Genomic DNA, 21138 nt, shown 5'->3' with positions numbered 1-21138 from the left:
GTGGCAGGGTACGACGCGTGGATGCCGAGGCGCTGGGAGCGGTGCGGTCCGGCCGCTGGGAGCGGCTCGACGACCTCGCCGGCCGGCGCACCCTGACCGGCCAGGAGGCCGACGAGCTCGTCCGCCTCTACCAGGCGACCTCGGCCGACCTCTCCCGGGTCCGCACGCGCTCGGCCGACGCCTACGTCACCGGACGGCTCTCGGACATGCTCGCCCGCGCGCGCGGGAGGATCACCGGGACCCACGAGATCAGCTGGCGGGCCGTGCGCGACCTGTTCCTCGTGACGATGCCGCTCGCCCTGTGGCGCGTGCGGTGGTGGACCCACGGGGTGACGGTCGCCTTCCTCCTCGTCGCGTTCGCCGCGGGCTGGTACTTCGCGACGACCCCCGGGGCGCTCGCCGAGCTCGGGTCCACGGCCCAGCTGGAGAGCTACGCCGACGAGCAGTTCGCGGCCTACTACTCGAACTACCCGTCCCACGACTTCGCCGCCCAGGTGTGGACGAACAACGCGTGGATCGCGGCCCAGACCATCGGGCTGGGCATCACGGGCGTCTGGCCGGTCCAGGTCCTCGCGCTCAACGCCGTCTCGATCGGGCAGTCCGGCGCGGTCATGGCCGTCCACGGCGACCTGTCCGTGTTCTTCTCGCTCCTCGCGCCGCACGGACTGCTCGAGCTGACCGCGATCTTCGTGGCGGGCGGGGCCGGTCTCAAGCTGTTCTGGACGATGCTCGTGCCCGGGGGGCGGCGCCGGCAGACGGCGCTGGCGGTCGAGGGACGCACGACGATCACGGTGGCGGGGGCCCTCGTCGTCGTCCTGCTCGTCTCGGGCCTGGTCGAGGGGTACGTGACCGGGACGACCGCCCTGGACTGGTGGGTGAAGATCGTCATCGGCGCGATCGTCTGGGTGGCCTTCTGGGTGTGGACCCTGTGGGCCGGCGGCCGGGCGCACCGTGCGCAGCTCACCGCCGACCTCGCCGACGACGACGCCGGCTACCGGGTCGCCGAGGCCGGCTGACGGCACCGTCGGCGCCGCGTCACGGGCACGCCGTCACCGGCTGTTCGTCACCGGCCGTTCGTCACGGGCGGGTCGCCGCGGTCAGGTCGTCACCCGCGGGTGGTCACAGGCGGCCGGCCGCCTTGAGCGCGAGGTAGGCGTCGGCCAGGCGCGGGGCGATCTGGTCGGGCAGGCCCTGGACGACGTCGGCGCCCGCCTGCCGTACCCGGGTCGCCACGGCCTCGCGCTCGAGCCCGGCGCGCTCCGCCGCGGCCGCGTCGTACACGGCGAGGGAGTCCGAGCGGTCCTGCCGCAGCTCCTCGACGGCCGGGTCCTCGACGCCGGCGACCACGACCGTGTGGTCCCGCGCGAGGCGGCGCACGACGGGCAGGAGGCCGGAGCTCATCGTCGAGGGGTCGATCGCCGTGAGCAGCACGACGAGCGCCCGCTGCGAGAGCGTCTCGCCCACCGTCTGCGCCACGGTGGTCCAGTCGGTCTCGAGCAGCGCGGGCTCCACCACCGCGAGGCCGTCCGCGAGGCCGCTCATGAGCCGGGGGCCGGCCATGCCGGTGATGCGGGCCCGGACCTCGGCGTCGACCGCGACGACGTCGACCCGGTCGCCCGCGTGCGAGGCGAGCGCCGCGAGCAGGAGGACCGCCTCGATGGACGCGTCGAGCCGGGGCTCGTCGCCGAGCCGCGCGGCGGACAGGCGTCCCGAGTCGACGACGACGAGCACCCGCCGGTCCCGCTCGGGCCGCCACGTCCGCACGTGCACGTCGCCGCGCCGGGCCGTGGCCCGCCAGTCGATCGACCGCACGTCGTCACCCAGGACGTACTCGCGCAGCGAGTCGAACTCCGTGCCCTGGCCGCGCACGAGCACGCTCGCCCGGCCGTCCATCTCGCGCAGCCGGGCGAGCCGCGAGGGCAGGTGCCGGCGCGAGCGGAACGCGGGCAGCACGCGGACGGTCGCGGGGACGTCGAGCGAGGCCTGCCGGGAGCCGAGGCCGAGCGGGCCGGTCAGCCGGACGGTGACCGCGCCGGCGACACGCTCGCCGCGGCGCAGGGGGAGCAGGACGGTGCGCATGCGCCGGCGCTCGCCCGGGGGCACGTCGAGCCGGTGGCGGTCGGCCCCGGCCCGGTCCGGACCGGCGTCCTCTCCGAAGCCCGCGGACGGGGGCCACGCGTCCCGCAGCGTGCCGCGGGCACGGCGCCGGGAGTCGTTGGACACCGTGAGCGTGACCGTCGCGGGGTTGCCCAGGCGCACGGCCCGGGGCGCGTCGCGCGTGATGCGCAGCGCCTTCGGGCTCGGCGCGAGCAGGGCGTCGCCGAGCACGACCAGGACGACGACCGCGATCCAGATCGCGAGCGTCACCCAGGTGGGGTGCAGCGCCACGGCCACCACCCCGAGCCCGGCGAGCGCCGCGGCGAGCGGGGTGGGGAGCATCAGCGCGGGACCTGGACCGAGGAGAGCAGGCCCTGGAGGACGCCCACGGCGGTGACGCCCTCGAGCTCGGCCTCCGCGTGGAGGGCGACGCGGTGCCGAAGGGTCGGGACCGCGAGCGCCTTGACGTCGTCGGGCGTGACGTAGGTGCGACCCGTGAGCCAGGCCCAGCCGCGGGCCGTGGCCAGGAGGGCGGTGGCGCCGCGGGGGGAGACCCCGAGGGAGAGCGCGGGTGAGGTCCGGGTGGCGCGCACGAGGTCGACCACGTAGCCGAGCACCTCGGGCGCGACCTCCACCCGGGCCACCTCGGCGCGGGCGACGGCCAGGTCGGCGGGACCTGCGACGGGGACGACGCCGGCGCCCGCGAGGTTGCGCGGGTCGAACGCGGCGGCGTGGCGGCGCAGGACCTCGATCTCCTCCTCCCGTGCGGGCAGGTCGAGGACGAGCTTGAGGAGGAAGCGGTCGAGCTGGGCCTCGGGCAGCGGGTAGGTGCCCTCGTGCTCGACCGGGTTCTGCGTCGCGATGACCATGAAGGGGTCGGGGAGGCGGCGGGCCTCGCCGTCGGAGGTGACCTGACGCTCCTCCATGGCCTCGAGCAGCGCCGACTGCGTCTTCGGGGGCGTGCGGTTGATCTCGTCGGCGAGCATGAGGTTGGTGAACACGGGGCCCGGCCGGAAGGAGAACTCGGCGGCGCGGGCGTCGTAGATGAGCGAGCCCGTGATGTCGCCGGGCATGAGGTCGGGGGTGAACTGGACCCGCTTGGTGTCCATCGACAGGGCGGTCGCCAGGGTGCGGACGAGGAGCGTCTTCGCGACGCCGGGGACGCCCTCGAGGAGGACGTGGCCGTCCGAGACGAGCGCGATGAGCAGCCCGGTCACCGCCCCCTCCTGGCCGACGACCGCCTTGCCGACCTCGGCGCGCAGGGCGCCGAGCCGGTCGCGGGCGGCCCGGGCCTCGGGCGACTCGTCGTGGCCGCGGGCGGGGCGGCCCGCGGGGGCCCCGGGCCGGGCCGGCCCGCCGGGAGCGCCGGGGGAGCCCGGCCCGGGACGGCCCGGCCCCCAGGCCTGCTGGTCACGCGGTGCGAACCGGTCGTTCTCGGGGTGGTGGGTCACGGTCGGTGAACCTCGCTCTCCAGGGTGTCCAGGTCGGTGGCCAGGCGGCCGAGGTCCGCGCCCGTGGTCGGCGGTGCGCCGTACAAGAGGTCGCGGACCCAGGCCTCGTCGCGTCCGCTCGCGCGGGCGACGGCGTCGGTGAGGTCGGTCCGGTGGACCGACGGGGGCAGGCCCAGGCGTCGGGCGAGCCGTGCCGCGGCGCCGCCGCGCAGCCCGGCGGCGGCGTGGGCGGTCGCGCCGTACCGGCGGTAGAGGGCCCCGCGCCCGCGGACGGTCTCGGCGGACCGGACGACCACGGGCAGGGGCTCGGGGATGACGCGGCCCAGGTTGCGCCCGCGCGCGAGGGCGAGGACGAGGACCGCGAACCCCGCCGCCCAGCCGACGTACAGCATCCAGCGCGGGGACAGCGGCTCCGGGGGCGGGGTCGCCGAGAGGTCGACGGCCTCGACCGGGTCGACGGGGGTGAACCAGTAGAGGTTCTCGTGGTGGCCGAGGGCGCGCAGCACGAGCGCCGCGTGGCCGTCCTCGTCGAGGCGCTCGTTCGACATGAGGGAGCCGTCGGCGAGCGCGCGGACGGCCGGCCCCTCCCCGTCCCACACGGCGTACGCGGAGGCGTCGTCGGGCGTGAAGCACGTGGTGACGTCGGCGCCGGAGCCGGCGAGGCCGCCGCGGAACGGGCCGATCCGGCTCGCCGCCGCGGCGTCGGGGTCCTCGCAGTCGGCCTGCACCGGGTCCTGGCTGCCGCCGCCGGTGGTCTCGAGCGGCGACCCGAGTCCGCGCAGCACGGGGGTCGTCGGGTTGACGAGGACGAGGTCGGCCCCCGTGCCGGCCAGCTGGGCGGCCGCGTCCTCGGTGAGCAGGCGGGCGTTCGTCACGAGCACGGTGGTCCCCTCGCCGGCGAGGGAGAGGACCTCCCGCTGGCTGTCGACGACCGCGACGTCCACGCCCTGGTCGCGCAGGATCTCGGCGGTGGCCTGGGCGCCCCCCGGTCGGGGGTTGTGCGCCGAGAGCGGGTCCGCGTCGCGCTCCGCGGAGCGGAGGAACATCATGAGCCCGAGGGCGGCGAGGACCACGGCGAGGATGCCCACGCGCAGGATCGTCCTGCGCCGGGACGTGCGGCGGGTCGGCGCGCCCGAGGTGACCTCGCCGATCTCGGGGACGAGCTCGTCGACCGTGTCGGACCGGTCCGCGGCGTCGGTCGTCGCGGCGTCCGTCGTGGGTACGGTGCCGCCGGACGCGTCCGCGCTCATCCGAGCACCCCGTGCAGCGAGGGCGGCAGCTCGGCGGCGCCGGCCTCGACGGACTCCTGCCCGGCGGGCCGGCGGACGCGCTGCACGGCGTCGTCGAGGGCCCGCAGGCGCTCGTCGTCGTCGTGGGCGGCCGTCGTGTCCCCGTACCGCACGGCGTCGAAGAGGCGCGCGCCCCAGGTCAGCTCGTCCGCGAGCCCGGGCACCGCGCGCGAGCCGAGGCCGGCGGCCTCGTGCGCGGTCAGCCCCGGGCGGTCCTCGATGAGGGCCCGCTCGTCGAGGGCACGGACGATCGCCCGGAACCGCTCGATCACGGCGAGCGAGTAGTCGCCCGCGCGGGCCGCCTCGTCCGCCGCGGCGCGCAGGTCCCGCGAGCCGCGCTCGTCCTCGAAGAGCACCCCGGACGCCGTCGGCACCTGGGGCCGCATGCGGGTCCGGACCGGTCCGGCGAGGACGAGAGCGATGACGACCACGGCGAGGATCGCCCCGACGACGACGAACGGCAGGAGGCTCGGGGAGACCGACGAGCCACCGCTCGTGATGCCCTCGAGCAGGCTGCGCAGGGCGTCGCCGATGCTGTCGAGCACGCGCGAGAGGAGGCCCGGCGAGGTGTCGTACATCCGGCGGGAGAGCTCGTCGACGGCCCATTCGTGCGCCTCGGGGGCGTCCGGCGTGACGGGGACCTCCGCGATCCGACCGGTGAGGAGGTCAGGCACGGTCCGAGGCGGCGCGGGCGAGCTGGACGTCGAGCCCCTCGCGCCGCATGCGCTGGTCGATGTAGACGAGCGACGTCACGCCGGCCGTGAACGGCGTGATGATGAGGTTGACGAGCACGGACACCACGGTGGTGAGCACGAGGACGACCGTGTCGGACAGTCCCGCGGCGCCGCCGAGCAGCCCGACGGGCAGCGAGACGACCCCCGCGATGACGATCGCGATGATGGCGGTGAGCAGGTACACGCCGACGAGCCGCCACGTGGACTGCGACGTCAGCGACCAGGAGCGGGACAGGGCGCGTCCCGGCCCGGCCTTCTCCAGGACGACCGCCGGGTAGGACAGTGACAGCCGGATCATGATGATGATCGCCGGGATCGACGACGCGAGCAGGGCGATGACGACGACGGCGACCGCCGTCGTGATACCGGTCGTCGAGCCGTCGAACGATCCGATGACGGCCGCGAGGAACGCGAAGGCGACCACCGACATGATGATGCCGGTGACGAACGCCAGGCCCGTCATGATGAGGCCGAGCAGGAGGCTGAGACCCACGAGCGAGAGGATCCGGCCCTTGACCGCCGTCCAGACCTCGCCGATCGACGCCTTCTTCCCGATCGCCGACCGGCTGACCGAGACGACGAGGGCGCCGGTCGCGATCAGCGAGGTCAGTGCCGTGACGATGCCGAGCGCGAAGCTCGAGAAGCCCTGCACGCCGGCCGACTCCTCGATGGTCATCGACTGCGTGGCGTTGACCGAGAGCCAGCTGGTCGCCAGGGACAGGACCAGCGTGAGGACGCTGACGACCCCGGCGTAGAAGAACATCGTGCCCGGGTTGTGCCGGACGGAGCGGAACGCACCCTCGAGGATCTCGCCCACGCCGAGCGGGCGCAGCGCGATGATCCCCGGCCGGCCGCCGGCGAGGCTGTCGGCCACCCAGGCGCCGGAGCCCGGGGCGTCGGCCGCCCCGTACTGGCCGTAGCCCGACGACGCCGTGCCCGGCGTCGTCCCGCCCGGGGCGCCCCACGCGCCCGGTGCGGGAGGACCCGCGGTGGGGCCGGCTCCGTACTGGCCGTACTGCCCCGTCGGGGGCTGCTCGACGGGTGCGGTGGGGTCCGCGCCGTACTGCCCGTACCCACCGGGGTCGCCGTCTCCGGAGGGGGACGAGGCCTGCCCGTCCCACCCGCCGTACGGTCCCCGCGGGTCGTTCCCCGCGCCGCCCTGCGTCATCCCGCCTCCGTCGTCGTCACCTGCGCGACATCGTGCCACGCATTCACGGCGCGCCCGCCGACTGAACTGCCCGGTCCGTGTAGGACACTGGGGCCATGAGTGCTCGACTCCTTGTCGTCGACGACGACGTCGCCCTGGCCGAGATGATCGGGATCGTCATGCAGTCCGAGGGGTTCGACGTCGTGCATGTCGCCGACGGCGCCGCGGCGCCGGAGACCTTCCGGCAGACGCACCCGGACATCGTGCTGCTCGACCTCATGCTGCCGGGGCTCGACGGCATCCAGATCTGCCGCATCATCCGCGCGGAGTCCGACGTCCCGATCGTCATGCTCACGGCGCGGTCCGACACGCTCGACGTGGTCGCCGGGCTCGAGGCCGGTGCGGACGACTACGTCCAGAAGCCGTTCAAGCCCAAGGAGCTCGTCGCCCGCATCCGCGCGCGCCTGCGCCGGCAGGAGGACGTGGACCCGGAGCGCCTGCGGATCAGCGACCTCGACATCGACGTGGCCGCCCACGAGGTGCGGCGGGGTGACGAGCTCATCTCGCTCACGCCGCTCGAGTTCGACCTCGTCGTGGCGCTCGCCCGCAAGCCTCGACAGGTCTTCACGCGCGAGCAGCTGCTCGAGACCGTGTGGGGCTACCGGCACTCGGCGGACACCCGGCTCGTCAACGTCCACGTCCAGCGCCTGCGCGCCAAGGTGGAGCTCGACCCGGAGAACCCCCAGGTCGTCGTCACGGTCCGCGGCGTGGGCTACCGGGCCGGGCCCGTCCAGGCGTGAGCTCGCCCGACGAGCCGACGCCGGCGGGGTCGGAGCGACCGGCCCCGACGTCGGAGGCCTCGACCTCGACCACCCACTCCCGCCCCTCCCGCGCGGAGGGGGCCGGCGGTGAGGTGCCGGAGGCCACCGGGACGGCGGGACGGACGCCCGCGCGGCCGGCACGCAAGAGGTCATGGCGCGCCCGGCTCCGCCGACGGGCCTTCGACCTCGCGCGCCGGTGGCGCGGCTCCCTCGCGGTCCGCGTCGTCACCGTGACCGCGATCGGGGGGATGCTGGGCCTGGGGATCATCGGAGCCGTGGTCTCGGTGGAGATCCGCGACCGGCTCTTCGACGCCCGGGTCGAGCAGGTCGTCGGTGACGCCGCCGACCGCGCCGCACGGGCCCAGGCGACCCTGGACGACTCGCTCTCCTCCACCCCCAGCGAGGCCCAGCAGGCCGCGACGGACATCGTCGACCTCAGTCAGGGAGCGGCTCCGGGGGTGATCGGCACGGTCATCACCCGCGACGAGGAGCACCAGTCCGGGCCCACGATCCTCGAGCCGACGAGCTCGGCCGCCATCCGCGACGTCATCTCCGCGGAGATGCACGCGGCCGTCGAGCCGGGGGCGTCGCTGCACTGGCAGTCCGCCACGGTGTCGATGGACGGCGAGGAGGTGCCGGCGATCGTCGTCGGGGCGCCCGTGGTCCTCCCGGTGGCTGGCGAGTACGAGCTCTACACCGTCTACGGGCTCCAGCCCGAGCAGCAGATGATCGCCGTCGTCACCTCCGTCCTCGGGGTCGCGGCACTCGCCCTGGTCGCCCTCGTCGCCGCGATCGCCGCCCTCGTCCTCAGGTGGGTGCTGCGGCCGGTGCGGCAGGCATCGCGCACGGCCGAGCGCCTCGCGGCCGGGCTCCTCGACGAGCGGATGGACGTCAGCGGCTCGGACGAGGTCGCCCGCCTGGGCGAGTCGTTCAACGAGATGGCCGACTCGCTCCAGCAGCAGATCAAGGACATGTCCGAGCTGTCCCGGCTGCAGCAGCGGTTCGTCTCCGACGTCTCGCACGAGCTGCGCACGCCGCTGACGACGATCCGCATGGCCGCGGACCTCATCCACGACCAGCGCGACGAGTTCCCCCCGCCGGTGCGCCGGTCGGCGGAGCTCCTCGTCGCGCAGATCGAGCGCTTCGACCACATGCTCGCCGACCTGCTCGAGATCTCGCGGTTCGACGCCGGCGCGGCGACCCTCGAGGTCGGACCGACCGACCTCGGCGAGCTCGTCGAGGGCGTGGTCGAGGGCCACATCCTGCTCGCGGAGAGCAAGGGGACGGAGGTCCGGGTGCACCGCGTGACCCCGGTCTGCATCGCCGAGGTCGACGCGCGCCGCATCGAACGGGTCCTGCGCAACCTGCTCGTCAACGCGATCGAGCACTCCGAGGGACGTCCCGTCGACCTCACCGTCGCCGCCGACGACCGGTCGGTCGCGGTGCTCGTCCGCGACCACGGCGTGGGGATGTCCGAGGAGCAGGCCGACCGGGTCTTCGACCGCTTCTGGCGCGGCGACACCGCGCGCACCCGCACGACCGGCGGCACCGGTCTCGGGCTGTCCATCGCTCAGGAGGACGTCGGCCTGCACGGCGGGACGCTCGCCGCCGCGGGGCGGCCCGGCGAGGGCGCCGCCTTCCTCCTCACGCTCCCACGCGAGGACGGGGGAGAGGTCGGTCCCTCGCCGATCGAGCTGTGGCCCGACGACGCCAGCGTGGAGCCGGCGCTCGCCGCCCCGCTCGTCGGGCTCGTCCCGCCGGCGCTCGACGCGCGTGGGGAGGAGCGATGACGGCGCGCCGGCTCCCGTCCCGGGCCGGGTCGCCGCCCGGTGCCGTACCCGCTTCCGCGTTCCGGCGCGCGGCGGCGAAGGTGCTCGCGCCGCTCCTGGCCCTCGCCCTGCTCGCCGGCTGCGCGCAGCTGCCCGGCTCGGGGCCCGTCGTCGCCGCCGACCCGACCGTCTCGGCCGCGCCGTCGCTCGGCCTGTACGCGCGCGGGCCGCAGGAGGGCGCGACCCCGGAGGAGGTCGTCCAGGGCTTCCTCGCGGCCAGCGCCACGGGGTTCGCCGACGACTTCTCGGTCGCCCGGGAGTTCCTCGGCGGGCAGGCCACGACCGGCTGGCAGCCCCTCGCCCAGGCGCGCGTCTACGCGGACCACGTGGAGCCGTCGATCGCGACGACGGACGACGGCGGGGTCTCGGTGAGCACCGAGCTCCTCGCGGTCGTCGACGGGTCGGGCCACTACACGGAGTCGGCGAGCGACCACGAGATCGTCACGGACTTCACGCTGGCCCGCGACGACGACGGCGAGTGGCGGATCATCGACCTCGAGGACGGCGTCCTGCTCTCGGCCGAGTCGTTCTCCGTGCAGTACACCGCCGCCCCGCTGTACTTCCCGGCGGCGGACGGCGAGACGGTGGTCGCCGACCTGCGCCACTACCCGCGCCAGCACCTGGCCGCCTCCCTCGTCCAGGGGGTCCTGTCCGGTCCCTCGGCCTGGCTCGAGCCGGCGGTCCTCACGCCCGCCCCGCTCTCGACCCGGCTCGTGCTCAGCTCGGTGGACGTGGCCGACGGAGTCGCCACGGTCGACCTCACCGACGACGTCCTCGAGGCCTCGAGCCGGGAGCGCGAGCTGCTCGTGGCGCAGCTGCGCCGCACGCTCGCGGCCGTGCCCGGCGTCTCCGACGTCACCGTCACAGTCGGGGGCAACGCGCTCGCGATCGGCTCGGTGCCGCAGCTGCCCGCCTACCCGTACAGGCCGCAGCCGCTGCTCGCGGTATCCGACGGCGAGCTCGTCGAGCTCGACGGCGGGCTGGCCGTGCGCGTGACCGGTGCCGCCGCGCCCCGCACCGGCGAGGCGTCGGCACCGGCGGGCTCGCCCGCCGACCCGCCCGACGGGCAGGTCTACCTCGACGGCCCGACCCGGATGATGGCGGCGCCCACGGCCGGCCGCAGCGCCCGCCTCGTCGTCTCGGGCTCGAACCTCGTCGCGCCGTCGATGGACCGCTACGGCTGGGCGTGGACCGGCGAGACGACGAACACCGGCTCCCTGCGCACCGCCGTGCCGAGCGGAGGCACGGCCGAGGTCGACGCCCCGTGGCTCGACGGGTCGGTCGTCCGGGCCCTGCGCGTGTCCCGCGAGGGGTCGCGGGTCGCGGTGATCCGGGAGCAGGGCGGCTCGGTGCTCGTCGAGGTCGCGGGCGTCCAGCGCGCGACGGACGACACGCCCCGCTCGCTCGGGACGGCCCAGGCCCGGGTCGGGGTCGGCCTCGTCGACGCGACCGACCTCGCGTGGATCGACTCCACCACCCTGGTGGTGCTCGGCCGCACGGCCACCGACCCCGGCCCCCGCCCCTACCTCGTCCGGATCGGCGGCGACACCGAGCCGCTGCCCGTGCTCCAGGGCGCGGTGTCGTTGACGGGCGGGCGCGGGGAGACCTCGATCGTCGTGCAGACGTCGGACGACGGGATCTACGAGCGCACGGGCGCCTCCTGGACGCGCGTGGCCGACGATCTCGCCGACCCGGCCTATCCGGGCTGACCCCGGCACGCGGGTCCACAGGCGTCGCACCGGCAGGGCGATCCACCGCCCGGACGGGTGCGGCCCGCGGGGGCGCGCATGCGGCGGCGATCCTGCCCGGGTGCGACCACCTGATCCCCGCGACCGCTCCCGCGCACGCCTGCCCGCGCCGCTCCTGGCCGCGCTCGAGCTCGTCGTGCCCGCCGAGTGCGCCGGGTGCGGGACGTGGGGCGTCGCGCTGTGCCGGACGTGCCGGCGCCTGCTCACCGCCGGGCCCGCGGAGTGCACGGACGGCGCTCCGCTGCTCGCCGGGTTCGACGAGCCCGTCCTGCGTGCCTGGTCCCTCGGCGACTACCACGGCCCGCTCCGTCGCATCGTCATCGACTGGAAGACGGGCCGGTGCGGCCACCTCCGGCGCGAGCTGGTCGACGCCGGACGGCTCGCCGGGTCACGGATGTGGCCCCTCCTGGCCGGCGACGTCCGGGGCGACGACGCCGGGGGCACGCTGCTCGTCGTCCCCGCCCCCTCAGGCGCAATGCGACGCCGGCACGGCATGCTCGTCGCCGTCGAGCTCGCCGACGCCGTGGTTGCCGGGCTGGCCGACGCCGCCGCCCGCGCAGCCGATGCCCCGTCGTCAGGTCCGACCCCGCGGGCGCGCCTGCGGATCGCGTCCGTCGACCTCCTGCGGCGTGCGGGTGGCCCGGCCCGGCAGCGCGGCTCGTCGGCCCGCTCCCGCGTGGCGAACCGGAGCCGCCCGCCCGACCTGCGCGCGCCGGTCCCCGCCGGCACCGCGGTGCTCCTCGTCGACGACGTGCTGACCACCGGCGCGACCCTCGCCGCCTGCGCGGAGTCCCTGCGCGGGGCCGGTGCGGACGTGCTCGGCGCCCTCGTCGTCGCCGGGGCGCGGGCTCCGGGCCGGTGACCTGCGACCGGGCACGCGCCAGGGTGTCCGCCAGGTGTCCGGGACGGGGCGAACCGGGTAACGTTGGTGCATGGAGCCACCCGGGACGCGGAGACGCGACGGGTGGCTGTTCCGTCCCCCGGGAGGGAGGAGGTCGCACGCACCCTGACCGGCGCCCACGGCGCCGGAGTTTCGAGAGGCGGGCCCGTCACGTCCGCCCCCGCACCGACCGATGGAGGTCACCATGGAGATCGTCGTCAAGGGCCGCGGCACGGATGTCGCCGACCGCTTCCGTTCCCACGTGGAGGACAAGCTCGCGAAGGTCACCCAGCTCGCTCCGCGCACGCAGCGCGTCGACGTCGAGCTCACGCTCGAGAAGAACCCCCGGCTGGCCGACCAGGCCGAGCGGATCGAGATCACGCTGCGGGACAAGGGGCCGGTGATCCGGGCGGAGGCGAGCGCCGCCGACCGGTACGCGGCGCTCGACCTCGCGACCGGCAAGCTGCTCGAGCGGCTGCGGAGGCACCACGACCGGCGCAAGGACCGGCAGCGGCACGCGAACCGTGCGCTGCCCGCCGCGCCCCCGCTCGACGTCGAGCAGCACGAGCCCCAGGACGGGCTGGCCGGCGACGCGCCGATCGCGGAGCACCCGGCCCCGTCGACGAGCCCCGGCGAGGCGGTCGAGACCCAGCTCGGTGACTCGCCGGTCATCGTGCGGGACAAGCTGCACAAGGCCGAGCCCATGACGGTGGACCAGGCCCTGTACGAGATGGAGATGGTGGGGCACCCGTTCTTCCTCTTCGTCGACTCCGAGACCCGTCAGCCCTGCGTGGTCTACCGCCGCAAGGGTTGGTCGTACGGCGTGCTCCGGCTCGACTCCACCTGCTGACCCGCGCTCCCGCCCGGCCGACCTGCCGGGCGGGGGCATGTCGGCGCCCGGTGGCACGATGGCGCGATGCCGGTCCAGCAGATGTCGATCCGTCAGGTGCGCCGAGTCGCGATCGCGGCGCAGGGCCTCGCCCGGCGCCGTCCCGCCTGGCCCGCGCGGCGGCATGTCGCTCGCGCGATCGCGGACACCGCGCTGCTGCAGATCGACTCGGTCAACGTCCTCGCTCGTGCGCACACGCTGCCCGTCCTCGCACGCGTCGGCCCCTACGACCCGGCGATCCTCGAGCGCGCGACGGGCCGCGCACCTCGCCTCCTCGTCGAGACCTGGTGCCACGAGGCCTCCCTCGTTCCCCCGCGCACGTACGCGCTCCAGGCCGCGCGCCGCGCAGCCGAGGAGGAGCGCTTCCGTGCGGACGAGTTCGGCGACCCGCGGGTGATGGCCGAGGTCGAGGCGGCGATCACCGACCGTGGGGCGATGTCGGCCACCGAGCTGCACGACGCGCTCGCGCACGACCGGGCGGAGAAGACCCAGTGGGGCTGGAACTGGTCCCCGCTCAAGATCGCCGTCACCCGGATGTGGCGCACCGGACGGCTCGCCGTGGCCGGCCGGACCGCCTCGTTCGAGCAGCGCCTCGACCTGCCGGAGCGGGTGCTCCCGCCCGCCGCCCTCGAGCCCGCACCGTCCTGGCCGGAGGCGGTGCGCGAGCTCACCCTCGCGGCCGCCCGCGCCCACGGGGTGGCGGACGTCCGGGCGCTCGCGGACTACCACCGGCTGCGTATCGGGACGACGACGACGGCGGTCGGCGAGCTCGTCGAGGACGGACTTCTCGAGGAGGTCGCGGTCCGCGGCCTGGCCCGACCCCACTACCGGCTTCCCGGCGCCCCGGCCCCGTCACCGGTGCGTGCCCGCGCGCTGCTGGCGCCGTTCGACCCGCTCGTGTTCGAGCGCGGGCGGCTCGCCGCCCTGTGGGGGATGCACTACCGGATCGGGATCTACACCCCCGCCCACCTGCGCACGCACGGCTACTACGTCCTGCCCTTCCTGCTCGGTGAGCACCTCGTCGCGCGCGTCGACCTCAAGGCCGACCGGGCGGCCGGCGCGCTCCTCGTCAAGGAGGTCCACGCCGAGGACCCCGGGCAGGTCCCCGACCTGCCCACCCGCGGTCCCGCGGCCTGGCCCGGCGCGGAGGAGATCGCGGCGGCGCTCGCGGCCGAGCTCGCCGAGGTCGCGCGCTGGGTGGGGGCCGACCGGATCGACGCGAGCGGCGCCGAGGGGGATCTCGCCGGGCCGGTGAGCTCCGCCGTCGGAGGCGTGTGAGGCGCCCGTGGCGCCGGAGGTGACCCGCCGTGCCCCGGGCCCGGTGCGGCACGCCTACCATGGCGGGTGGCGCGGCAGCTCGGCGCGCCCGCCCCGCCGGGGCGACGGACCACCTCACGGAGTGCCGCTGTGGCAACGATCCTCGACAAGATCCTGCGGATGGGCGAGGGGCGGGTCGTCAAGCGGCTCGGCACCATCGCCGACCAGGTCGACCTGCTCGAGGACTCCTTCGTCGACCTCACCGACGAGGAGCTGAAGGAGCAGACGACCGAGTTCCGGGAGCGCCTCGAGGACGGCGAGACGCTCGACGACATCCTCCCCGAGGCGTTCGCCGTCGTCCGTGAGGCCGCCCGCCGCGTGCTCGGCCAGCGGCACTACCGGGTGCAGATCATGGGTGGCGCCGCGCTCCACCAGGGCAACATCGCCGAGATGAAGACCGGTGAGGGCAAGACGCTGGTCGCCACGCTGCCGAGCTACCTCAACGCGCTCGAGGGCAAGGGCGTCCACGTCGTCACCGTCAACGACTACCTGGCCTCCTACCAGTCCGAGCTCATGGGGCGTGTCCACCGCTTCCTCGGCCTGACGACCGGCTGCATCCTCTCCGGTCAGACGCCCGCCCAGCGGCGCGAGATGTACGCGGCCGATATCACGTACGGCACGAACAACGAGTTCGGGTTCGACTACCTGCGCGACAACATGGCGCTGAGCACCGACGACCTCGTCCAGCGCGGTCACAACTTCGTCATCGTCGACGAGGTGGACTCGATCCTCATCGACGAGGCGCGCACCCCGCTCATCATCTCGGGCCCGGCCGAGGGCGACGTCAACCCCTGGTACGCGGCGTTCGCGAAGATCGCGCCGAAGCTCGAGGTGGACGTCGACTACGACGTCGACGAGAAGAAGCGGACCATCGGCATACTCGAGCCCGGCATCGAGAAGGTCGAGGACCTGCTCGGCATCGACAACCTCTACGAGTCGCTCAACACCCCGCTCATCTCGTTCCTCAACAACTCGCTGCGGGCCAAGGAGCTCTACCAGCGGGACAAGGACTACATCGTCGAGGGCGGCGAGGTGACGATCGTCGACGAGCACACGGGCCGTCGCCTGCGCGGACGCCGCTACAACGAGGGCATGCACCAGGCCATCGAGGCCAAGGAGGGCGTGAAGATCAAGGCGGAGAACCAGACGCTCGCCACGATCACGCTGCAGAACTACTTCCGGCTCTACGACACGCTCTCCGGCATGACCGGTACGGCCGAGACCGAGGCCGCCGAGTTCTCCTCGACGTACAAGATCGGCGTGGTGCCGATCCCGCCGAACAAGCCGATGATCCGCAAGGACGAGGGCGACCTCGTCTACAAGAACATCGAGCAGAAGTACAAGGCGATCGTCGCCGACGTCAAGGAGCGTCACGAGACCGGGCAGCCGGTCCTCCTCGGCACCACCTCGGTGGAGAAGTCCGAGCGGCTCTCGGAGCTGCTGTCGGAGGCCGGGGTCGCGCACGACGTCCTCAACGCCAAGCAGCACGAGCGTGAGGCCGCGATCGTCTCGGAGGCGGGCCGCAAGGGCGCCGTCACCGTCGCCACCAACATGGCCGGCCGAGGCACCGACATCATGCTCGGCGGCAACCCCGAGCACATCGCCCAGAACGTGCTGCGCGACCGGGGGCTCGATCCCACCGAGAACGCCGAGGAGTACGAGGCGGCGTGGGCCGAGACGCTCGAGGCCGCCCAGGAGCAGGTCAAGGACGAGCACCAGGCGGTGCTCGACGCCGGCGGGCTGTACGTCCTCGGCACCGAGCGGCACGAGTCGCGCCGCATCGACAACCAGCTGCGCGGCCGTGCCGGGCGTCAGGGCGACCCCGGCGAGTCCCGGTTCTACCTCTCGCTCGAGGACGACCTCATGCGGCTGTTCGGCTCCGGCCCGACCGCCCGCCTCATGGACAACGCGTCCTACCCCGACGACATGGCGCTCGAGCACAAGTGGGTGTCGTCGGGCATCCGGCGCGCCCAGGAGGCGATCGAGGCACGCAACTTCGAGCAGCGCAAGAACGTCCTCAAGTACGACGACGTGATGAACAAGCAGCGCACCGTCATCTACGAGCAGCGCCGCCGGGTGCTGCACGGCGAGGACATCGAGGACCAGGTGCGCACCTTCGCCTCCGACCTCGTGGACGCGATCGTCGACCAGCACGCGGGCGGCGGTGCGGCGGAGGACAGCGACCTCGACGCGATCCTCGGGGAGCTCGGTGCCTTCTACCCGGTGTCGGTGACCGAGGAGGACCTCGTCGACCAGGCCGGCCACCGTGACCGCGTGACGCCCGAGCTCCTGCGCACCGAGCTGCGCTCCGACATCTCGGTCGCCTACGACACCCGCGAGGAGGAGGTGGGGGAGGACCTCATGCGCCGCCTCGAGCGCCGCGTGGTCCTGTCCGTCCTCGACCGGCACTGGCGCGAGAACCTCTACGAGATGGACTACCTGCGCCAGGGCATCCAGCTCCGCGCCGCCGGTCAGCGCGACCCGCTGGTCGAGTACCAGCGCGAGGGCTTCACGTTCTTCCAGGCGATGAACGAGGCCATCCGCGAGGACACCGTCCGCTACGTGTTCAACCTCGAGATCAAGCCGGCCGGGCAGACGGCGGTCGACGCCTCCTCCGCCGCGGCCACGGCGGTCTCGGCCGCGGGCCGCGCGACGGCCGCTCCCCGCACCGGGGCGGCCGCTCCCCGCACGGGGACCGGCACCGCCGCGACCCAGAAGGCCGCGGCCGCCGGGTCCGCCTTCGCCGCGTCCGCGCTCGGCGGGGCCACGCCCGCGCCGCCCGTGCCCGGCGGAGGCGCGGCGGCCGGCGCCGCGATCGGCGCGCGGGGTGCCGCGTCGGCGTCCGCGAGCACGTCGGAGGACGCGTCCTCGGATGCCGGCGGGGCGCCGGAGGACTCCGCCTCGCTCGCCTCGGACGACGCCGCCGGGCTCGCCCCGGACGCCGCCGGCCTCGGCGAGGACGCCACGGGCGACGCCGACGACGCCCCGGCGGGCGAGGGGTCCGGCGCCACACCGACGGACGACGAGCTGCTCGGCCTGGACGCCCCGCGGCGCCCCACCGGGCTGACCTACTCGGGCACGAGCTCGGCGACGTCCGGTGCCGACGACGACGCGCCGACCCGTCGGCCGGCCCGAGGAGGCGACTCCGCCGCGGACGGCGACGGCGGGGCTGACGGGCTAAACCGCGCCCAGCGGCGCGCGCAGGCGAAGAAGGCCCGCAAGCGCGGCTGACGCAGGGTCCGGCCCCGAGCGGCCCGCGCCACCCCGACGACGGCGACCCACCACGGTGGGTCGCCGTCGTCGTTCGTGCGCCCGCCGGGCGACGCCTGCCGACCCGCCGGCGCCCGCCGACCTGCCGGCGCCCGCCGACCTGCCGGCGCCCGCCGACCTGCCGGCGCCCGCCGACCTGCCGGCGCCCGCCGACCGGTCTCGCGGGCGCGTCCGTGCCCGCCCGGGCCGCGGTGTGACCTCCCTCCCGGCCGGCGGGGAATGAATGCGGGGGCGGCGACGTTGGCGGTAGTATCGATGCAAAAGCATCGAACCGAGCGAGCACGAGGAGGGGCGACATGCAGTTCGGAATCTTCACCGTCAGCGACGTCACGACGGACCCGACGACCGGCAGCACGCCGACGGACACCGAGCGGGTGCGCGCGATGCTCACCATCGCCGAGCACGCCGACGCCGCCGGGCTCGACGTCTTCGCCACCGGCGAGCACCACAACCCGCCGTTCGTCGCCTCCTCGCCGACCACGATGCTCGGCTACCTCGCGGCGCGGACCAAGAACATCATCCTGTCCACCTCGACCACCCTCATCACGACGAACGACCCGGTGAAGATCGCCGAGGACTACGCGATGCTCCAGGTCATCTCGGACGGGCGGATGGACCTCATGATGGGCCGTGGAAACACCGGCCCCGTCTACCCGTGGTTCGGCAAGGACATCCGCGAGGGCATCAACCTCGCGATCGAGAACTACGCGCTCCTGCGCCGGCTGTGGACCGAGGAGGTCGTCGACTGGTCGGGCAAGTTCCGCACCCCGCTCCAGGGCTTCAGGGCGACCCCCCGTCCGCTCGACGGCGTCGCGCCGTTCGTCTGGCACGGCTCGATCCGCAGCCCCGAGATCGCCGAGCAGGCCGCGTACTACGGCGACGGCTTCTTCCACAACAACATCTTCTGGCCGATGCGGCACACGAAGCGGATGGTGCAGTTCTATCGCGAGCGCTACGAGCACTACGGCCACGGTCAGGCTGACCAGGCGATCGTCGGGCTCGGCGGTCAGGTCTTCATGCGCGCGAACAGCCAGGACGCGAAGACGGAGTTCCGCCCCTACTTCGACAACGCGCCCGTCTACGGCCACGGCCCGACGATGGAGCAGTTCACCGCCGAGACGCCGCTGACCGTCGGCTCGCCCCAGGAGGTCATCGACCGCTACGGGAAGATGTGGGAGAACGTCGGCCACTACCAGCGCCAGCTCTTCCTCATCGACCACGCGGGCCTGCCGCTCAAGACGGTGCTCGAGCAGATCGACCTCCTCGCCACCGAGGTGGTCCCGGCCCTGCGCAGGGAGGCCGAGTCGACCCGCCCCGCGCACGTGCCTGCCGCCGCCCCCACCCACGCCGAGCGCGTCGCCGCCGCCCTCGCCGGCGGGACGGCCGGCGCGGCCCACGTGGGCGGCACCGGCGACGACGTCACCGGCCGCCGCGCCGAGGATCTGGAGGTCTGAGCATGACGTTCCCCTTCGACCTGCCCGACGACGACGCCGCGCGCGAGGCCGGCCCGGGCCCCCTGGGCGACGACCGCGCCGCGGCCGGAGCTCCCGGCCGGCGCATCGTGTCGGTCTCGGCCGGGACCTCGCAGCCGTCCTCGACGCAGATGCTCGCCGACCGGCTCGGCCAGGCCACCGTCACCGCCCTGCGGGAGCAGGGGGTCGCGGCCGAGGTGACGACCGTGGACCTGCGCGACCATGCCCACGACATCCTCAACGCGATGCTCACCGGGGTGCGGACGGGCGCCCTGGAGGACGCGATGTCCGCGACAGCCTCGGCCGACGGGCTCGTGGTGACGACCCCGGTCTACTCCGGGTCGTACTCCGGCCTGCTCAAGATGTTCCTCGACATCCTCGACCAGGGGGCGATCGACGGCACGCCGCTGCTCATCGGCGCGACCGGCGGGACCCCGCGGCACTCGCTCGCGATCGACTACGCGGTGCGGCCGCTCGTGGCCTACCTGCGGGGACGCGCGATGTCGACCGGCGTGTACGCCGCGACGGACGACTGGGCCGGCGACGCCGAGGGGCGCGACGGCGGCAGCCTGCCCGGCCGCATCGCCCGCGCCGGCGGCGAGCTGGCCACGGCCGTGGCGGCCGCCGACCCGCGGAACACGGCCGACGAGTTCGACGCCGTCCCCGACTTCTCCTCGATGCTCCGGTCGATGGGGGCCTGACCCCGCGACACCGACGGCGCCGGGCCCCGTGGCCCGGCCGCCCACCCGCTGCCGGACGGCCGTGACCTCCCCCCGGGGTCACGGCCGTCCGGTCGTCCGGGTCGCGCGTCGCCCGCCGGTCAGCCGATCTCGAGGGCCACGGCCCGCCAGCGCGAGCGGAACGCCTCGAGCCGGACGGCGGCCGCCCGCACCCGCTCGCCGTCGTGGAGGACGACGCTGACCTCGCGGGCACGCTCGCTCGGCGCGCACCCGTGCACGTGCCGGACGGCGACGTGCCGGACGAGTCGCGGGCGTCCCTGGAGGCGGCCGGCGAGCCCGACCCGCCGCGACAGCGACTCGTAGAGGTCCGGGGCGAGCCACCGGGACAGCTGCGCCGCCGACCGGGAGCCGAGCAGCGCCTCGACCGCGTGCTGGGCGATCCCGGCCGCCAGGCGGTCGAGCCCCTCGTCGGTCGACGGGGCATGCTCGCCGGTCGGCTCCTCCTCGAACTGCTCGGCGCCCCTGCGGCACTCGCCGCTGAAGCGCACCCGGTCCCACGGCCGCTCGTCGGAGGTGCGCGGGGCGTGAGGTGCCACGGCGGGTCCGGTGCGCGGCGTCGTGCGGGTGACACGGCCGGGGGCGTCGGGGACCGCCGCGAGCCGGGGTCCCGACGGGAGGGGGACCGGACGGAGCTCGTGGGTGGGCTGGGCGCTCATCGGGACTCCAGGGCGGCGGGCACCGTCAGGTGGGTGCCGGGGCGGACGAGATGGGGGTCGGCGCCGACCGCATCGGCGTTGGCCGCGTAGAGCTCGGGCCATGCCTCGGCGATCTCCGCACTGGTGGCCGAGGGGCCGAGGTGGTCCTCGGTGATCGTCCAGAGGGAGTCACCCGGCGCGACGGTGTACGCCGACGTCGCCGGCTCGTTCCCCGTGGGCTCGTCGCCCGCCGGCTCGGCCTCCGCGGGCGACGGGCCGTCGACCCAGGGCCCGCCGGGGGTGTCGGGGGCGTCCGGCACCTCCGGGAGGGTGGGGACCGCCGGCAGGTCGGGCCCGTCGCCGGTGCCCTCCGGTCCGCCCGTGGTCGCCCCGGCGGGCGCGACGGCCAGCCCCAGGGACAGGCCCGCCACCGCGCTGCCCGTGGCGACGCGCCGCAGCACAGGAGCGCCGATGCTGCCGACGAGACCTGTCAGCGATCGGCGCAGGTGGGCGCCCGCCCCCGCCCGCGGGAGCAGGAGCACGCCGAGGCCCGCGATCGCCGTGAGCGCGTACCAGGCGGCCGCCGCGGCGCCGGCCACGAGGAGCGGCCCCGCCACGAGGTCGGGCACGTCGTTCGCGCCGAGCACCGGCCGGGCGGCCAGGTCGACGACCGCCCTCCACCCGGTCCGGCCGAGCCCGACGGCGAGCGGGGCGGTCACCGCGGCGGTCGCCAGGAGGGCGAGGGCGGTGCCGCCGACCCGTGCCGGGCGCCCGTCGCCGGGCGGTGGTGCCGATCGCGCGTGCGGTCTCGGTTCTCTC

The 21138-nt window shown here is 75.0% G+C and carries 17 protein-coding genes; 10 read left to right on the top strand and 7 right to left on the bottom strand.

Features of this window, described 5'->3' with window-relative positions:
* Positions 1-17 precede the first annotated feature (17 nt).
* Positions 18-1016 carry a stage II sporulation protein M gene (locus AC24FB_RS03970; RefSeq protein WP_425714578.1) on the top strand — a complete coding sequence of 333 codons (999 nt, stop codon included), beginning with the start codon at positions 18-20 and terminating at the stop codon, positions 1014-1016.
* A 103-nt stretch (positions 1017-1119) separates the two neighbouring features.
* Here AC24FB_RS03970 and AC24FB_RS03965 read toward each other — a convergent pair whose 3' ends face one another.
* The 5 genes from AC24FB_RS03965 to AC24FB_RS03945 are packed head-to-tail and all read right to left on the bottom strand — an operon-like array spanning position 1120 to position 6739.
* On the bottom strand, positions 1120-2439 hold the full coding sequence (locus AC24FB_RS03965) for a DUF58 domain-containing protein (protein ID WP_425714577.1): 1320 nt from the start codon (positions 2437-2439) through the stop codon (positions 1120-1122).
* The gene (locus AC24FB_RS03960; protein WP_425714576.1) at positions 2439-3548 is read right to left on the bottom strand and encodes an AAA family ATPase; all 1110 of its coding nucleotides are present in this window, start codon (positions 3546-3548) and stop codon (positions 2439-2441) included. Before AC24FB_RS03960 ends, AC24FB_RS03965 begins: the two co-directional genes overlap by 1 nt.
* Positions 3545-4798, bottom strand: coding sequence for a DUF4350 domain-containing protein (locus tag AC24FB_RS03955; RefSeq protein WP_425714575.1), 1254 nt, complete (start codon positions 4796-4798; stop codon positions 3545-3547). Before AC24FB_RS03955 ends, AC24FB_RS03960 begins: the two co-directional genes overlap by 4 nt.
* Positions 4795-5511, bottom strand: a complete 717-nt coding sequence (locus AC24FB_RS03950) for a DUF4129 domain-containing protein (RefSeq protein ID WP_425714574.1) — start codon at positions 5509-5511, stop codon at positions 4795-4797. Before AC24FB_RS03950 ends, AC24FB_RS03955 begins: the two co-directional genes overlap by 4 nt.
* Positions 5504-6739, bottom strand: a complete 1236-nt coding sequence (locus tag AC24FB_RS03945) for a DUF7847 domain-containing protein (protein WP_425714573.1) — start codon at positions 6737-6739, stop codon at positions 5504-5506. The genes AC24FB_RS03950 and AC24FB_RS03945 overlap by 8 nt, the downstream gene beginning before the upstream one ends.
* A 95-nt stretch (positions 6740-6834) precedes the next feature.
* Here AC24FB_RS03945 and mtrA point away from each other — a divergent pair, with 95 nt between their 5' ends.
* The 9 genes from mtrA to AC24FB_RS03900 all read left to right on the top strand — a co-directional run bounded on the left by mtrA (position 6835) and on the right by AC24FB_RS03900 (position 19645).
* Complete coding sequence (gene mtrA / locus AC24FB_RS03940) at positions 6835-7518, top strand: MtrAB system response regulator MtrA (RefSeq protein WP_425714572.1); 684 nt, start codon at positions 6835-6837, stop codon at positions 7516-7518.
* Positions 7515-9329 (top strand): MtrAB system histidine kinase MtrB, encoded by a 1815-nt coding sequence (mtrB, locus tag AC24FB_RS03935; RefSeq protein WP_425714571.1) that lies wholly within the window; start codon positions 7515-7517, stop codon positions 9327-9329. Before mtrA ends, mtrB begins: the two co-directional genes overlap by 4 nt.
* Positions 9326-11077, top strand: a complete 1752-nt coding sequence (locus tag AC24FB_RS03930) for an LpqB family beta-propeller domain-containing protein (protein WP_425714570.1) — start codon at positions 9326-9328, stop codon at positions 11075-11077. Before mtrB ends, AC24FB_RS03930 begins: the two co-directional genes overlap by 4 nt.
* A gap of 100 nt (positions 11078-11177) precedes the next feature.
* Positions 11178-11978, top strand: coding sequence for a ComF family protein (locus tag AC24FB_RS03925; protein WP_425714569.1), 801 nt, complete (start codon positions 11178-11180; stop codon positions 11976-11978).
* Between the two features lie 223 nt (positions 11979-12201).
* Positions 12202-12846 (top strand): ribosome hibernation-promoting factor, HPF/YfiA family, encoded by a 645-nt coding sequence (gene hpf / locus AC24FB_RS03920; protein ID WP_425714568.1) that lies wholly within the window; start codon positions 12202-12204, stop codon positions 12844-12846.
* A 66-nt stretch (positions 12847-12912) separates the two neighbouring features.
* Positions 12913-14163, top strand: a complete 1251-nt coding sequence (locus AC24FB_RS03915) for a winged helix-turn-helix domain-containing protein (RefSeq protein ID WP_425714567.1) — start codon at positions 12913-12915, stop codon at positions 14161-14163.
* 159 nt (positions 14164-14322) lie between these two features.
* The gene (secA, locus tag AC24FB_RS03910; protein ID WP_425714666.1) at positions 14323-17433 is read left to right on the top strand and encodes a preprotein translocase subunit SecA; all 3111 of its coding nucleotides are present in this window, start codon (positions 14323-14325) and stop codon (positions 17431-17433) included.
* Positions 17434-17768: 335 nt separating this feature from the next.
* The gene (locus AC24FB_RS03905) at positions 17769-18926 is read left to right on the top strand and encodes an LLM class flavin-dependent oxidoreductase (RefSeq protein ID WP_425714566.1); all 1158 of its coding nucleotides are present in this window, start codon (positions 17769-17771) and stop codon (positions 18924-18926) included.
* A 2-nt stretch (positions 18927-18928) separates the two neighbouring features.
* Entirely contained in the window at positions 18929-19645 is a 717-nt protein-coding gene (locus tag AC24FB_RS03900) for a CE1759 family FMN reductase (RefSeq protein WP_425714565.1), read from the top strand.
* Positions 19646-19764: 119 nt separating this feature from the next.
* Here the strand turns inward: AC24FB_RS03900 and AC24FB_RS03895 are convergent, their stop codons facing one another.
* Both AC24FB_RS03895 and AC24FB_RS03890 read right to left on the bottom strand, forming a co-directional pair.
* The gene (locus AC24FB_RS03895; RefSeq protein WP_425714564.1) at positions 19765-20340 is read right to left on the bottom strand and encodes an Rv3235 family protein; all 576 of its coding nucleotides are present in this window, start codon (positions 20338-20340) and stop codon (positions 19765-19767) included.
* Positions 20337-21038 carry a LysM peptidoglycan-binding domain-containing protein gene (locus tag AC24FB_RS03890; RefSeq protein ID WP_425714563.1) on the bottom strand — a complete coding sequence of 234 codons (702 nt, stop codon included), beginning with the start codon at positions 21036-21038 and terminating at the stop codon, positions 20337-20339. Before AC24FB_RS03890 ends, AC24FB_RS03895 begins: the two co-directional genes overlap by 4 nt.
* Positions 21039-21138 lie beyond the last annotated feature (100 nt).

This window comes from Georgenia sp. Z1344 (genome assembly GCF_057652375.1).
This window is presented reverse-complemented; position numbering and strand designations above follow the sequence as displayed.